This window comes from Paraburkholderia gardini (genome assembly GCF_907164575.1).
Lineage (GTDB): Bacteria > Pseudomonadota > Gammaproteobacteria > Burkholderiales > Burkholderiaceae > Paraburkholderia > Paraburkholderia gardini.
On the sequence record NZ_CAJQYY010000007.1, the window covers coordinates 155,823 to 169,735 of the forward strand.

13 protein-coding genes are annotated in these 13,913 nt (G+C 63.7%); 6 read left to right on the forward strand and 7 right to left on the reverse strand.

The window, feature by feature from the left end; genetic code table 11:
• Positions 1 to 51: 51 nt before the first annotated feature.
• From LPA34_RS07900 to LPA34_RS07930, 7 genes are all read right to left on the reverse strand, one after another.
• The gene (locus LPA34_RS07900) at positions 52 to 687 is read right to left on the reverse strand and encodes a PqiC family protein (protein WP_228976719.1); all 636 of its coding nucleotides are present in this window, start codon (positions 685 to 687) and stop codon (positions 52 to 54) included.
• A complete protein-coding gene (locus tag LPA34_RS07905) occupies positions 684 to 1,976 on the reverse strand; it encodes an MlaD family protein (protein WP_228976721.1) in 1,293 nt (430 codons plus the stop codon). The genes LPA34_RS07900 and LPA34_RS07905 overlap by 4 nt, the downstream gene beginning before the upstream one ends.
• A complete protein-coding gene (locus LPA34_RS07910) occupies positions 1,973 to 3,178 on the reverse strand; it encodes a paraquat-inducible protein A (RefSeq protein ID WP_228976723.1) in 1,206 nt (401 codons plus the stop codon). Before LPA34_RS07910 ends, LPA34_RS07905 begins: the two co-directional genes overlap by 4 nt.
• Before the next feature lie 281 nt (positions 3,179 to 3,459).
• Positions 3,460 to 4,014: a PI-PLC domain-containing protein gene (locus tag LPA34_RS07915; protein ID WP_228976725.1), complete on the reverse strand. Its 555-nt coding sequence runs from the start codon at positions 4,012 to 4,014 to the stop codon at positions 3,460 to 3,462.
• A gap of 57 nt (positions 4,015 to 4,071) precedes the next feature.
• On the reverse strand, positions 4,072 to 4,953 hold the full coding sequence (locus tag LPA34_RS07920; RefSeq protein WP_411178863.1) for a carbohydrate ABC transporter permease: 882 nt from the start codon (positions 4,951 to 4,953) through the stop codon (positions 4,072 to 4,074).
• Positions 4,923 to 5,792 (reverse strand): carbohydrate ABC transporter permease, encoded by an 870-nt coding sequence (locus LPA34_RS07925; protein ID WP_228976727.1) that lies wholly within the window; start codon positions 5,790 to 5,792, stop codon positions 4,923 to 4,925. Before LPA34_RS07925 ends, LPA34_RS07920 begins: the two co-directional genes overlap by 31 nt.
• A 28-nt stretch (positions 5,793 to 5,820) precedes the next feature.
• On the reverse strand, positions 5,821 to 7,077 hold the full coding sequence (locus LPA34_RS07930) for an ABC transporter substrate-binding protein (RefSeq protein ID WP_407672554.1): 1,257 nt from the start codon (positions 7,075 to 7,077) through the stop codon (positions 5,821 to 5,823).
• 686 nt (positions 7,078 to 7,763) lie between these two features.
• On the opposite strand from LPA34_RS07930, the gene LPA34_RS07935 reads away from it, so the two are divergent.
• From LPA34_RS07935 to LPA34_RS07960, 6 genes are all read left to right on the forward strand, one after another.
• Positions 7,764 to 8,330 (forward strand): lipid-binding SYLF domain-containing protein, encoded by a 567-nt coding sequence (locus LPA34_RS07935; RefSeq protein WP_228976728.1) that lies wholly within the window; start codon positions 7,764 to 7,766, stop codon positions 8,328 to 8,330.
• Between the two features lie 74 nt (positions 8,331 to 8,404).
• Positions 8,405 to 9,508 carry an AI-2E family transporter gene (locus LPA34_RS07940; protein ID WP_228976729.1) on the forward strand — a complete coding sequence of 368 codons (1,104 nt, stop codon included), beginning with the start codon at positions 8,405 to 8,407 and terminating at the stop codon, positions 9,506 to 9,508.
• A gap of 18 nt (positions 9,509 to 9,526) precedes the next feature.
• A complete protein-coding gene (locus LPA34_RS07945; protein ID WP_228976730.1) occupies positions 9,527 to 11,083 on the forward strand; it encodes a TolC family protein in 1,557 nt (518 codons plus the stop codon).
• On the forward strand, positions 11,076 to 12,200 hold the full coding sequence (locus tag LPA34_RS07950) for an HlyD family secretion protein (protein ID WP_228976731.1): 1,125 nt from the start codon (positions 11,076 to 11,078) through the stop codon (positions 12,198 to 12,200). The genes LPA34_RS07945 and LPA34_RS07950 overlap by 8 nt, the downstream gene beginning before the upstream one ends.
• Before the next feature lie 8 nt (positions 12,201 to 12,208).
• Complete coding sequence (locus tag LPA34_RS07955; RefSeq protein WP_228976732.1) at positions 12,209 to 13,222, forward strand: DUF2955 domain-containing protein; 1,014 nt, start codon at positions 12,209 to 12,211, stop codon at positions 13,220 to 13,222.
• A gap of 148 nt (positions 13,223 to 13,370) precedes the next feature.
• Positions 13,371 to 13,754, forward strand: a complete 384-nt coding sequence (locus tag LPA34_RS07960) for a potassium channel family protein (protein WP_228976734.1) — start codon at positions 13,371 to 13,373, stop codon at positions 13,752 to 13,754.
• The last annotated feature ends 159 nt before the right edge of the window (positions 13,755 to 13,913 follow it).

A 13,913-nucleotide genomic window follows, 5' to 3' on the forward strand; every position in this document is an offset into this window, starting at 1 on the left:
CGAATAACACCCGCCGCTCGCATCCGGTCGAAAAGTCTGGAGATTGTCCGGTTAGCGCGCGACGATGGATGTGGCGATCCGGTCGGCCAGCTGTCCGAGTATCTGACTCAGTGCAGCCGCTTGCGCCGCCGCGTCGCGCCCCGCCATCGTGGACCTGAGTGTCGCCTGTTGCGTCAGGTTCACGCGGGCAGGGTGCCCCGACAACAATGTCCAGGCCGCCTGCAACGTCAATGTCCCGCTTGCATCGGCCTCGCAGGTCAGCACTGTGACCACCAGTGTGCGCGTCCCAGGCGGTGCCGGCGCATCCGGCAGGACGAAGGAACCCGCGGGCAAACGCGTCGCCAGGTCCTGTGCAAGCGTGCGACGCATCATCTGCGCGAGTGGGGCGCCCCACCGCTCGGTTTCGTTAACCGCCAGACGGTTCGGCGAAACCTGCGTGACGACCTCGAGCCGATCGAGCTCGGCGGGAATGTGCACGGCGGTCAACTGAACCGGCTGTACTGGAGCGGTTGCGAGCGGCGCGGCCAGCGGCGCCGCGTTCAGCGTGACATAGCGCATGGGCGGACCCTGCCCGCACCCGCTCATGATTGTCCCGATCAGGGCGACGACCGTCGCTGTCAGCGGGACGGTCGCTGTCTCAAGTGCGGCGCGCGCGCGGCGGATCGGGTTCGAGGGTCTGCGCGTCATGGTTTCTCCTCCTGTCTGCCCCGAATGAGCGCTTCCGGATGGCGATCGAGATAGTCGGCGAGCGCCCGGATCGAGCGTGCGGTATCGGTGAGTTCACGCAAGGCCGCAGGCAGATCGTTCTGGCTTGTCGCGTCACCCCCCAGTGTGTGATTTGCCGCGGTGACGGCCTGATCGGCCGCGTTCGCCGTCTCGCGCAATTGCGCGACGAGCGGGCCGATTTGCGGCGACACCTGCTGTAACGTGCGGTCGATCTGCGTCACGGCGCGGTCGATGTGCGTGAGACTGTCCTTGATCTGCGGCGACGAACTCAGCGCGTTGACCCGCGCCGCGATGCTGCGCACCTGTTCGCCGGTTTCCTTGATCGGAAGACCGTTGATCTTCCTGATAACCTGATCTGCTCCGGACGCGATGGCGTCGAGGTCCGAAGACGCGACGCTGGGAATTACCGGCATGCCGTTTTCAGCGGTGAGCGTCGCGCCCGGCGCATCGGTCACGAAGTCGAGGGTGACCTTGCGCGGACCAACGAGAGGCGGGTTCTGCGCGAGACGCGCACGCAATCCTTGCGCGATGAGTCGCTTGAGCATGCCATCGACGAGCGGCCGCCAGTCGCCGCTGGCCGGCGGCGCGCCGCTGATGCCGAGCGCGAGCGGGTCGAGCGCGATTTCCACCGGCGTGCTCAGCGTGCCCGTGTCCGCGTTGTAGTTGAGGTGCACGCGGGTGACGGTACCCACATGAAAACCGCGCAGTTCCACGGCGGCGCCCTCGTCGAGCGCTCCGACGGCGCCGTCGAACCGCACGACGTACGTGACGATCGGGCCGTGCCGCGCAGGCAGCGCAGGTCGACGATCGGCGCCGTCGAAGTGGTTGGCGGGCTGGCCGGGTCCCGGCTCCATGACGATTTCAGGCCCGGCAACCAGCGCCTTGAGCGACGACAGGTCGCTAAAATCGGGCTGTGCACCGCGCAGGAAAAACTTCGTCCCGCTGCGCAGATATTTTTTTTCGGCGCTGTCTATCCTGAGCTTTGCGTCAACGTGCTGCCCATCGGGCTCGAGCGCGACGTCCGAGACGCTGCCCACCTTCACGCCGCGCAGCATGACGCTGGTATCGTCGGGCTTCATGCCGTAGGCATTCGCGAACGTCACGGTGACCGTCTCGCCGCCATGAACCAGCGCACGAAGGCCGAGCCATCCCGCCACGCCTAATGCGGCGATCGGCACCGACCAGATCCAGCCCGGCCACGCGCTGCGCCGCACCTCGGCCTGCGTGCGCCGCGGGCGTGTGCTACTCACGACCGTCTCCTGATACGGACGTCCCACATCATCCGCGGGTCGAACGCCCGCGAAGCCGCCATCGTCAGGAACACGACGAGCGCGAACGCCGTCGCGCCCATCGCGGGCCGTGACGAGGCGAGACCATCGAAGTGGATCAACGGGACAAAGGCTGCGATCGTAAAGACGTCGACGTTCGACCATCGTCCGAGTTCGTCGATCCATCGGTACAGATGCGCTTTCAAACGTAAATGCCGGCGCGATCGCTGCTTGACGGAGATGATGAACCACGCCATGCCGAAGATTTTTGCCACCGGTATGACAATGCTCGTGCAGAAGATGAGAATGCCGAATGGCCACAGGCCTGCATGAAACAGCTGGTACACGCCATCGACAATCCGGTGAGGCACATCCTTGCCGAGCTGTGTCGAGAAGGTCATCGGATAGAGGTTCGCGGGCAGCGTCAGCACGAGCGCCGCGAGCGAAAGGGCGCCTGCCCGCACGACCGCGTCCGGTTTGCGTACACGCAGTTTCAGTCCGCAGCGCGCGCACGGCTCGCCCTCACGCGAGGCCGGCTCGACAAGGTCGCACACCGGGCAGGAGAGCACCGGTTCGTCTTTTGTCAGCCGCTGTTCAGCGGTGATTGCACGCCAGACGGTCCGCCGGTCGAGCGATGCGCGCGTGAGCATCGACATCAGCGCCGCGACGATGAAGCAATAGCCGCCTGCGCCGATCGTGCCGGTCAGGTTCTGCGTCACGCGCGCATATCCGACGAAGCAGCCAACCAGATACACGTCGGGCATGGCCCAGATGTCGAGCCAGAGTGTCCAGCGAAAGAGGGCGCCGATGCCCTTGAAACGCCATCCGAACCGGACTGCGCCCAGCACGAGTGCGAGACCGCCAAAACGCACGAACGGCAGAACAATGCCGAACATTCCCAGCAGCAGTGCGAGGATCACCCAACCCCCATTCCACATTGCCACGATGCCTGACGAAAGTACTGACGAGCGCTCCGCGCCCAGCATTCCGACCGTCATCAGGGGCGCCACGTTGGCTGGAAAGAGAAGCACGAATGTGCTCGACGCGCAGGCCAATGCCGCATTCAGGCTACGGCCGCTGCGACGCTCCAGCGGATAGTGGCAGACACGGCAACGTGCGAGGGCACGCGCGGCAAGCGGCGGGATGTCCTCGAGCGCGCCGCATTCGGGGCAGCCGATCGTCATGGCGTTTTTTCGTTCGTCTGGTCAGTGGTTCACTCTCACTAGCATCGTTCGTTCCCGTCGACCGTGGTTTCCCAAGGCCCCGGCCGTGGTCCGGATTACGTCGTTTCTCCCGGGGCCGGCATCACGCGATTCCGCCAACCTGCCGCGCGCGGATTTATATCGCGTTGAGATATAAGGCACATCGCTTGCTCGCTAGCAGATGAACTCAAGCAAGGAAAATGCCTCATCACCGTTGCCGCGCGATGTTCAGATTCGGACGCAATACGCGTCGGGGATCCGCGTTATTCAAGTAGCGGTGTTCGAGAGAAATCCGCACCACGCCCCCGCGACGCACGGAGGAGAAGAACAGGTATGCCGCGTGAGCCGCTCAAACAAGGTTGGCGCGCTCCCGAACGAGCCGCGAGCCGCCCGGCAAGCTGCTCGTGAATACCGCGATGCTGTGTATCGCCAGACGCCACGACGACCGGCGGTGCCGCCATCCCCGTGCCGCTGCAAAAGTTGATAACCCAACGTTCGCCGCACAGACCTGGAGTGAGGTTCAGCAACGAATCGATGGCGCGCCATTTGAACGCAATCGATGTCGGCACCGGCACGCGAAACTCGTCCTGGATGGAGCGATCGCGCTCATGGCGGCAACGGATGTCGAGGACCCGCACGCCATGGTGCAACTGGTCGTCGAGCGTCGCATGTTGCGTGCGCACGAGCCGGTCATCGACTGTCCAGGCGCAGGTGTCGTGGCTGCCCGGCAAGGTCAGTGCGGAAAGCAGCCGGTAGCCATCGATTGCCGACATCCAGTCAGCCGGCGAAACGCCGGGATCGGTCAGGGCAGGGCGCAAGAAAACCTCTGAATAAGCAAAGCGTCTGCTGCAGCAGCGACATGGGGCTGGAGCACGCTACTTCAACCCACCCGAAAATCCCTGCACCAGGTAGCGCTGCACATAGCCCGCGAGCAGAAGCGTCGGCACCGACGAAATCAGCCCCGCGCTCATCAGTTCTCCCCAGTCGATGCCGTTCTCGGTCACATAGCCCGCCATGGCGAGCGGCAGCGTGAAATGACCTGGCGACGAGACGAACAACAACGCCAGCAAAAACTCGTTCCATGCCGTGATGAACACGAAGATGGCGGTGGCGACGAGCCCCGGCGCGCAAAGCGGGAGGACGATGAAGACGATGCGCTGTGCGAGGTTCGCGCCGTCGAGCGCCGCGGCCTCCTCGAAGTCGATGGGCACGTCGCGCACGAACGGCAGCAACATCCAGATCGCCATTGGCAGCGTGTACAACTGATACACGAGTATCAGCCCGAACAGCGAATCGAGCAGATGGAACCACTTTGCGAGCGAAAAGAGCGGTACGGCCACCGTGATCGGCGGCATCAGCTTCAGTGCCAGCACGAGCATCAGGAACACCAGGTCGAGCCGCGCCGGAAACGCGAGCCGCGCGAGGGCATAGGCGGCCGGAAACGCCAGCGCGAGCGCGAGCAGCGTGGCGCCCAGCGCGACCCACACCGAGTTCACCACCGACTGGGCCATGCCGCTTTCCCACACCGCCGCGAGATGCTCGAGCGTGGGCGCGGAAGGCCACAACGCAAGCGGATGGGCGAGGCGCTCCAGCGTTGGCGTGAAGGCTGCGCCGGCCATCCATACGCACGGCAGCAGCAGCACCGCCAGCGCGCCGAGCCGCAGCAGCCCACGCATCGCGCCACCGGATGAGCGCCGCGCGAAACCCCGCAGGCGCGCGACCGGCGTCACCTGTCGCGCCTGACGGCTGATTTCCATATGTACCCCGAGACCAGCACCGCGCATGTGACGAGCATCAGTACCGAAGCCGCGCTGGCAGGCCCAACGTTGAAGAACCGGAAGCCCGTGTCGTAGATATACGTCGACAACGTCTGCGTGGCATTGCCTGGACCGCCGCCCGTCAGCGCGTACACCTTGTCGAACAGCTTGAACGTGTCGATCGATCGAAGCAGCAGGGCCAGGACGACGTGCGGTGCAACGAGCGGCAGCGTGATGTAGCGCAGGCACTGCCATTCGTTTGCGCCGTCGCTGCGCGCCGCCTCCGTGATTTCAGGCGGAATCGACTGCAGGCCCGCGAGAATGATGAGGAACGCCATTGGCGTCCATTGCCAGATATCGACCAGCATCAACGACCACAACGCGAGGTGCGGATCGGATAGCCAGAGCACTCGCGGCAGACCTGCCGCCGTGAGCAGCGCATTCAGGAAGCCGCTGTAATTGAGCCAGTTGCGCCAGATGGCGGAGCAGACGAGCGTGGAGAGCATCATCGGCAGCACGGCGAGCGGCAACGCGATGCGCCGGCCCGGAAACGGGCGCACGAACAGTAGCGCGAGCGCGAGTCCGAACAGGACTTCAAGGATCGAAGCTACGATCATGAACTGGATCGTATTGACGAAACTGGTGCCGAACTCGTCATCCGTAATGACCGACCGATAGTTGGCGAGCCCGATGAACGCGCGATGCCCCGACGCGTAATCCACCGAGAAAAACGAATCGATCAGCACGCGTGCCACCGGATAGAGCGCCAGCACGACGAGCACGAGCGCGGCTGGGCTCATCAGGACGAGCAGCGGCAGGTAACGCCGCGACCGGCTCATCGACCCGTCCCCACGGCAGTCTGCGCTATCACTGCGATACGGCGTTGGCCTGGGCGATCTTCTGCGCGGCCTGATGCAGGGCTGCGTCGGGCGCGGCCTGCCCCGTCAGCGCGAGTTGCAACGCGTCGCCGAGAATCGCCTCGATCTGCTGCCAGTCCTTCACGCGAGGCCGCGCACGGCCCGCTTCGAGCGCCTTGAGCTGGTCCGGATACCAGCGATATTGCTTGACGAGCGCCGGATTGGCGAAGACGCTCTTGCGCGTCGGCGGAATGCCGAGCACGGCAAGTTGCGTTTGCGTCGCTGACGAAGTCAGATAGGCAAGGAAATCCGCTGCCACTTTCGCATGCGCTGCATCTTTCGCAATGCCCATTTGCCAGATGCCGAGCATCGGCGCCGGTCCCTTGACCTCTCCGGGCGGAGGTTGCAGTTCGACCTGGCCGACGACGCGCGACATCGCGGGGTCGTCGAGCGCGGGCAGCCAGGCGGGCCACACTTCGATGGCCTGCGCGGCCGTGCCGCCCTGCAACGCGTCGCGCACTTCGCCGGCGCCATATACGTCGACGTCCTTCGGTGCCCACTTCTTGAGAGCGAGGAGCATCTTCAGCGCGGCCAGCGCCTGGGGCGAATCGATCGCGACCTTGCCGTTCGCGTCGAAGACTTCTCCGCCATACGCCCAAAGGATCGGCAGAAAACCGGTGACGACAGGGTTGCCCTTCGTGCCGCGAAACACGACACCCGAAACGTTCTTGTCGGCTGTGCCGATGGTCTGTGCGATCTTCAGCACGTCGTCCCATTTGCGCGGCGGCTGCAGGCCGCGACTCGCCAGCAGATCCTTGCGGTAAGCGAACATCTCGACGTTGCCGACGATCGGCATCGCATACAAGGCGCCCGTCGACGCGCGTCCCAGGGAGACCGTGGAGGACACCATGTCGGCATCCGCGAGCGTGGCGGGCAGCGGCTGAAGCCATCCGTTGGCGATGAATTCGGGGGACCAGGTGTCGTCCATCATCACCAGGTCATAGGCGCGCGTGTTTTCCCGCAACGAGAGCTTCAGCTTCTGATAGAGGTCGTTGTTCGGCAGCTTCAGCAGCTCGATATCGATGCCCGGGTGCTGTTTCCTGTAGCCGTCCACCGCCTGCGCGAGCCCGCGGCCGTAGATGTCGTCCCGGCCTGCGATCACGAGATCCGCGGCATGGGCTCCGAATGCGGCGATGGACAGGAAAGCAGCGACAGAAGCCGCGCGGAGGCGGATGAACAGCGCCGCCCACTGGATCATTAAAGCCATGGCTCTCGAATTCCTCTTGGGGACAGGCGTATTCGTACGATGAGTCCAGAGCTACTCATCCCGTCTTTCTTCATCACGCGCGGAGTCGCGGAAAAATGGATGCCAGATACAGCAGCGGGGATTGCAGCAACCTATCATGACAAACATGTGTCAGCAACCAGGGTTGAGGCGTAGCGTTCGAATCCGTATACAGCCTGGGCAGCAGGACCGTTGTCAATGTCCCCCGAGAGCGTCGGAGTGACCAGAACTGTCGCGGTTACCACGCCGCCGTGTAGGACCAAAGTCCAATTGAGTCAAAGTGCCCGCGTAGTACGATGTACTTGCAAGCCTGTGATGCGATTGCGCTACGTTCGTGCCGGAGCAACTGCCATGCGGAACAAGAGGTGCAACCGGCATGCCGCGGATATCGAGGGCCCTCGGACTGAATGGCCGCGGGTTATGCAACAGATCGGATTTACGCGTCAGGCGCTTGAACTATTTTGTGCTGTCGCAGGCGGACCACGGCCCATTCGGCACATCGGGAACAGTCTGCACTACCAAAGACAGGACTCGGGAGGTTCTGGCTCTTCAGTGGGATTCCGCGGAGCAGACAGCATTGCAACCAGCGTCATCAATCAGTGCCTGTAAGTCTGGGCCACAGTGAATCCAATGCCGAGGCAGCATTCCAGGCTCATCAAGGGGCTCTCATGAATCGTCGCATGTTGATGCTGGGGTTGGTCTGTTCGCTGTCCCTGCCTGCCATCGCGTTCGGCGCAAGCAAGGAAGAAAAGCAGGCGAAAGTCCGCAAATCGGCACAAGGCGCGCTAGCCGCACTCTATCGGGCGCAGCCATCGGCGCGCAAGGCCGTGGAGTCAGCGGCAGGCTATGCGGCGTTCAGCAACTTCGGCATGAAGATCCTCCTTGCTGGCGGAGGGTCGGGCGAGGGCATCGCGGTTAACAAAAAGACCAGCGCCGTGACCTACATGAAAATGGCCGAGATTCAGGCTGGCCTGGGCATGGGCATCAAGAAGTTCCAACTGGTCTGGGTGTTTGAGAACGAGAGCGCGCTGAACGACTTCATCACGTCCGGGTGGACGTTCGGTGGGCAGGCGACTGCCGCGGCGAAAACCGGTGACGCCGGCGGCGCATATCAGGGAGCGGTAGCCGTGGGGCCTGGCGTCTGGCTCTACCAGATTACCGATACAGGCCTCGCGCTCGAACTTACCGCTAAAGGGACGAAGTACTACAAGGACAGCGACCTGAACCAAGACTAAACGCACAGCGATAATCCGGCGCGGGTCAGTCTGGTATGCAGCTCCGCTGGCGTCAACCGGCAAGGAGACAACTGATGCTGCCGATGCACACTTCCGGAAGGGCGCTGTCGCGCGGGCTGCTCGATGTACTGATCCGCGCGGGGTTGATAGCGGTTCTCGCGATTTCCTGCTTCGAGATCTTCTTCCCGTTTCTCAACCTGATGGTCTGGTCCCTGATCCTCGCGATCACCCTCTATCCCCTGCAGGTGAAACTCCGCGAAGGGCTACTCAGGAAAGACGGTTATGCTGCGACGGTGATCGTTCTCGCTGCCTTCATCATCATTCTTGTACCGACCTGGATGTTGGGCAGCGCGATGGCCGACTCGCTGGATAGTGCGGTGACCATCGCGAAGAGCGGCAGCTTCCAGATTCCCGCGCCGGCAGAGTCGGTGGCGGCCTGGCCGCTGGTGGGCAAGCGGCTGTACGATTTCTGGTTGCAGGCCGCCACCGATCTGACCGGTCTCGTGCTGAAGTTCACTCCCCAGTTGAAGGATGTCGGCGTCGTACTGCTGGGAACGGTCGCGAGCCTCGGCTCGGGGCTGGTGATCTTCTTCCTTGCCTTGATCGTCGCTGGCATCTTCATGGCTTTTGGGGAGGAGGGCAGCCGCAGCGCAGTGCAGATCGCTTCACGCATCTCGGGCCCGGAACACGGCCCGAAGATCACCGAACTGTGCACCGCCACCATCCGCGCGGTCGCGCAAGGCGTGGTCGGCATCGCGTTCATCCAGATGCTCCTGGTAGGGGTCGGTTTTGTCGTGATGGGTGTTCCAGCTGCTGGCCTGCTGGCGCTCGGGGTGCTGTTGCTCGGGATCATGCAACTGCCGGCCACGCTGATCACCATCCCGGTGATCGCTTTCGTGATTGCCACCAAAGGGGTAGGGGCGGCGACGATCATCTTCTCGATTTACGTGTTCGTGGCGGGACTGGCCGATAACGTGCTCAAGCCCTTGCTGCTGGGTCGCGGCGTTGACGTGCCGATGCCGGTGGTGCTGATCGGCGCGCTGGGCGGCATGGTCTCCGGTGGCGTGATCGGCCTGTTTATTGGTCCGGTCGTGCTTGCGGTGGGCTATCAACTGTTCTGGCGGTGGGTGGAGGACCGGTCGAAAGCCGAGCTGTCACAAGACCAGCAGCAGCTTTGATGCCGCGAGGGTCGCCCCGTGCCGCGCCTGGTCCGTCCCGAACGCCTTGTGCTGATCGGCGCAGTGTGCCTGGGTGGCTGTATCCAGCTGGGGCCCGACTTTCATCCGCAGCGCGAGGCCTGGACCGAACACTGGAGCAGCCCGGCGATCGAACAGGCCACCGTCCAGGGGGCGCAACCCGACGCCCGGCAATGGTGGCAGGTATTCGCGGATCAGAATCTCGAGCGTCTGATTGCTGAGGCAGACGCCCACAATGGTGACCTGAAGATCGCTGGCCTGCGCGTGATGGAGGCCCGAGCCCAACTGGGGATTGCCTTGAGCGGGCGCTATCCGCAAGTACAGCAGATCAACGGCGACGTTCTGTACGGCGATGAAAGGCACTCCGGCGGAAGCCATCCCCACTACGGCGGCTTCCTGCAATACAGCGCGGGCTTCAGCGCAGGCTGGGAACTCGATTTCTGGGGGCGTTTTAGCCGCGCGATCGAGTCGTCCGATGCCGCGTTTTTTGCCGCCAAAGCGAACCATGACGATGTGCTGGTGCTGCTGCACGCCCAGGTGGCCAACACTTACTACGCCCTGCGCACGGCCGAAGCGCGCCTGCGCATCGCGCGCGACAACGCCAGACTGCAAAAGCGCAGCTATGAGATCACCGAGCGTCTGTTCAAGAGCGGCGAAACCGATGAGCTGGATCTGCAACAGGCGAAGACGCAGTACCTGGGTACGCTAGCCACCGTCCCCGATTTCGAGAATCAGATCATGGTTGCCCGCCATGCGCTGTCCCTCCTGATCGGCCGCCCGCCCGGGCCGCTGCCCGAACTGGACGAACAGCCGGGCAAGGAAGGCATGATCCCGCTCGTCGACCGTGCGGTGCTGCAGGACGTACCCGCCGACCTGCTGCTGCGCCGTCCCGACGTTCGCGCCGCCGAACTTCAGGTTGCGGCCCAGTCGGCGCTGATCGGCGTGGCCGAGGCCGATCTCTATCCTTCGGTGACGCTTCTGGGGAGCCTCGCCTGGACCGCCACTTCGGTGGCGGGCGCGCCAGCCACCCTGGCGCTCGTCGGCGGTCCCAGCGTGAGCTGGAACGTGTTCGACTATGGCAAGATCAGGAACAACGTGCGCGTACAGGACGCCCGTCTGCAACAACTGATCGTTGCGTATCAGAACACCGTACGCGAGGCTGCGCGCGAGGCCGACGATGCCGCGACGGGTCTCGTCACAGCACTCGAGCGCGACAGTATCCTGCACGACGCAGAACTCGCCGCGCGGCGTTCGCTGACGCTCGCCAACACCATCTATCGCGAAGGCTACTCGGACTTCCAACGGGTACTGGATGCCCAGCGTGCGCTCTCCGCGCAGCAGGATGCCTATGTGGTGAACCGGGGCAATGCCGTGTCCAGTCTGATTAGCCTTTACGCGGCCGTCGGCGGCGGCTGGCAGAGCGAAGCGCCGCTCGTCGACGCGGCCACGCGCCAGCAGATGGAGCAACGCACCAACTGGGGCGATCTGCTGAAAGAGTCGAAGCCGCCGTCCGTGACGACGCCCCACGCGTTGCCCGAGGGCAGTCCCGATGAGTGAAACCCCGAAACCTCCTGCCATGCCGCCGGAGCCGCCAGCGCCCACCGCCGATCCGGCCGGCAAGGGTGTCAAGTGGGTCGCCGCGGTGATCGGCGTGAGCCTTGTCTGGTACCTGCTGGCCGACCGGTTCACGCCATACACCCAACAGGCGCGGGTGCAGGCCTTCGTTGTCGCGGTGGCCCCGGAAGTATCGGGGCGGGTGATCCGGGTACTCGTGCATGACAATCAGGAAGTGAAGCCTGGCGCCATCCTGTTCGAAGTGGATCCGCTGCAGTACCAGATCGCTCTTGACCGCGCGCGTGCCGACCTCGAATCGACACGGCGTCAGATAGGGGCGAGCACCGCAGGCATCGATTCCGCGCAGGCATCGTTGCGCGCCGCCATCGCGAACGAAGTCAAGGCACGCCAGGATAGCGAACGTCTCGAAAGGCTGTACCGCGAAGACGAGGGAACCGTTTCGCTGCGCCGCCTCGAAGTGGCGCGAGCGACCCACGAACAGGCCATCAGTCAGGTCACCGCGGCCCGTGCCGACGTGGAGCGCGCGCGCGAGCAGCAAGGCGGCGACGACGCGGACAACGCGCAGTTACGCAGCGCTGCCGCCACAGTGAAAAAAGCCGAACTGGATCTGGCCAATACCCGGATACGCGCACGCTCAGGTGGCCTGATCACCGATCTGCGCACTGACGTCGGCCAGTTCGTCGCCGCCGGCGGCCCCGTGATGACGCTGATTTCCATACGCGATGTATGGGTGAGCGCGGATATGACCGAAAACAACCTGGGCCATGTCAAGCCGGGCACGCCGGTCGCCATCGTGCTGGACGCGCTGCCGGGTGAGATATTTGAAGGACACGTTCGCAGCATCGGCTATGGCGTCAGCGTCGGCCAAAGCACGCCGCCCGGCGGCCTGCCGACCATCCAGAACAGTCGCGACTGGCTACGGCCGGCGCAGCGCTTCCCGGTGACTGTCGAGTTTGCCCCGGGCGTGGCACCTGCGCTTCGCGGTATCCGTATTGGCGGGCAGGCGGAAGTCATGGCATTTCCCAGGCCGGGCAACCTGCTCAACCTGCCGGGCCGGGTGTTCCTGCGTCTGATGAGCTGGCTTTCCTACATCTACTGATGGCGACCGTGTTCAAAGAACGTGAACCGCTCAGCCAGCGTCCGCTGCGCCTCGCGAGCGGCACTGCGCTGTGTCTTGCGGCCAGTTTCGCACTCGACCTGCCGATTCCCGTGGTCGCGCCGGTATTCGCCGTCTTTCTGCTCGCCACGCTCAACCAGCCGCTGTCGCTCAAGGCCGCGCTGGGTCTCGCGCTGGTGGTGATGTTGACCACCGGCTGCGGCCTGCTCCTCATCCCGTTGCTGCGCTACTACCCTGTCCCGGGTGTGCTGCTAATCGGCCTGGGTCTTTTCCTTGCCTTTCGCTACGGTCTGCGCGGCGGCAACAATCTGGTCGCGACTTTTCTGGTGGCCGGGCTGACCATGATCTCCGCCGCCGGCACCGCAGACTATCAACTAGCCGCCACGGTCGTGGGTGCTCTCGTCAAGGGACTTCTGCTTGCCTTGCTGGTACTGGCTGTCAGCCACTGGCTGTTTCCCGAACCCGCCAGCGACCGCGCGCCGCCCGCTGCCCAGGCCCTGTCGGATGCCGAGGCCGGCCGGATCGCGCTACGCGCCGCACTGGTGGTAATGCCGGCCTTCCTGCTGGCGCTGATCGATCCCGCCAGCTACATGCCGATCATCATGAAGTCCGTCAGTCTTGGCAGACAAAGCTGTACGACAACGGCTCGCGGCGCGGCACGCGAACTCCTCGGCTCTACGCTGTTCGGCGGCCTGCTCGCAGTCGTGTTCTGGTTTGCACTCAGGCTCTTCGTGGATCTATGGATGCTCTTCCTGTGGATGTTGCTGTTTGGCCTGGTACTGGCGCGCAGGCTCTATGCGCGCAGGCCGCAGCGATACCATCCCGGCTTCTGGCTAAATAGCTTCGTTACCCTGATTATCCTGCTCGGCCAGTCGGTGCAGGACAGCGTGACGGGAAAGGATGTCTATCGTGCATTTGCGGTGCGTATGGGGCTTTTTATTGCCGTCTCCCTCTACGCCTGCCTGATGCTCCAGCTTCTCGACCGACCCCGCCGTGTGCGGTAGCTCTGCACGAGGCGTGCGAGATTCGCTGTCTGAATGCCAAAGTAACGCAGTAGATGGTTTCACGGTGATGCCGGGCCAGCGCTCTGTCCGTATCCGTCCAGGACAAGCCTCGTTGCTGGCCGCTTTCTGATCGCGAGAGGATGCCGCCATGGACAATGCCGGAAAAGCTGCGGACGCCCCGCTAAGGGCCCGCCAGGTGTTTGTGGAGTTTGCCAGGACGCTCTGGTATCTGCGTGTGTTTCTCGCCAGTCTGCTGGCAATTTTCATCGTGCTTGCGATTATCATGCACTATGCCGGTGGTCCGGTGGAGGCGGCGACCCGAGCGCCAGCGTCGCCTGGACAAACGCTGTACTTCTGCTCGATTACAGCGCTCACCATCGGGTATGGCGACGTGGTCCCCACGACTGCCGTGGGCCGAATCGACTCTATCCTGCTCGGACTGGTGGGGCTACTCATAACGGGCATTGTCATCGCCGCGTCCGTTCGCGCTGTCCAGGAGGCTTCACAACAGGCGACAATCACGCCTTCCTGACGCTACGCCGGGTGTCGCTCAAAAAGTGGATGGGCGTGGCCGTCGTCCGTGATGGACCAAAGTCCTATATTGCCGTTCCGACTCACGCATTAGGCTTGCTTCAAATCGCCGGTGTGCGCATGCATCAACCGGCTGCGACGGTTGCATTAACGTCACCCG

Coding starts and splice junctions, on each gene's coding strand:
- LPA34_RS07950 (WP_228976731.1), top strand. CDS start 11,076: ATGAGTGAAACCCCGAAACCTCCTGCCATGCCGCCGGAGCCGCCAGCG.
- LPA34_RS07940 (WP_228976729.1), top strand. CDS start 8,405: ATGCTGCCGATGCACACTTCCGGAAGGGCGCTGTCGCGCGGGCTGCTC.
- LPA34_RS07900 (WP_228976719.1), bottom strand. CDS start 687: ATGACGCGCAGACCCTCGAACCCGATCCGCCGCGCGCGCGCCGCACTT.
- LPA34_RS07935 (WP_228976728.1), top strand. CDS start 7,764: ATGAATCGTCGCATGTTGATGCTGGGGTTGGTCTGTTCGCTGTCCCTG.
- LPA34_RS07920 (WP_411178863.1), bottom strand. CDS start 4,953: ATGGAAATCAGCCGTCAGGCGCGACAGGTGACGCCGGTCGCGCGCCTG.
- LPA34_RS07960 (WP_228976734.1), top strand. CDS start 13,371: ATGGACAATGCCGGAAAAGCTGCGGACGCCCCGCTAAGGGCCCGCCAG.
- LPA34_RS07910 (WP_228976723.1), bottom strand. CDS start 3,178: ATGACGATCGGCTGCCCCGAATGCGGCGCGCTCGAGGACATCCCGCCG.
- LPA34_RS07925 (WP_228976727.1), bottom strand. CDS start 5,792: ATGAGCCGGTCGCGGCGTTACCTGCCGCTGCTCGTCCTGATGAGCCCA.
- LPA34_RS07930 (WP_407672554.1), bottom strand. CDS start 7,077: ATGGCTTTAATGATCCAGTGGGCGGCGCTGTTCATCCGCCTCCGCGCG.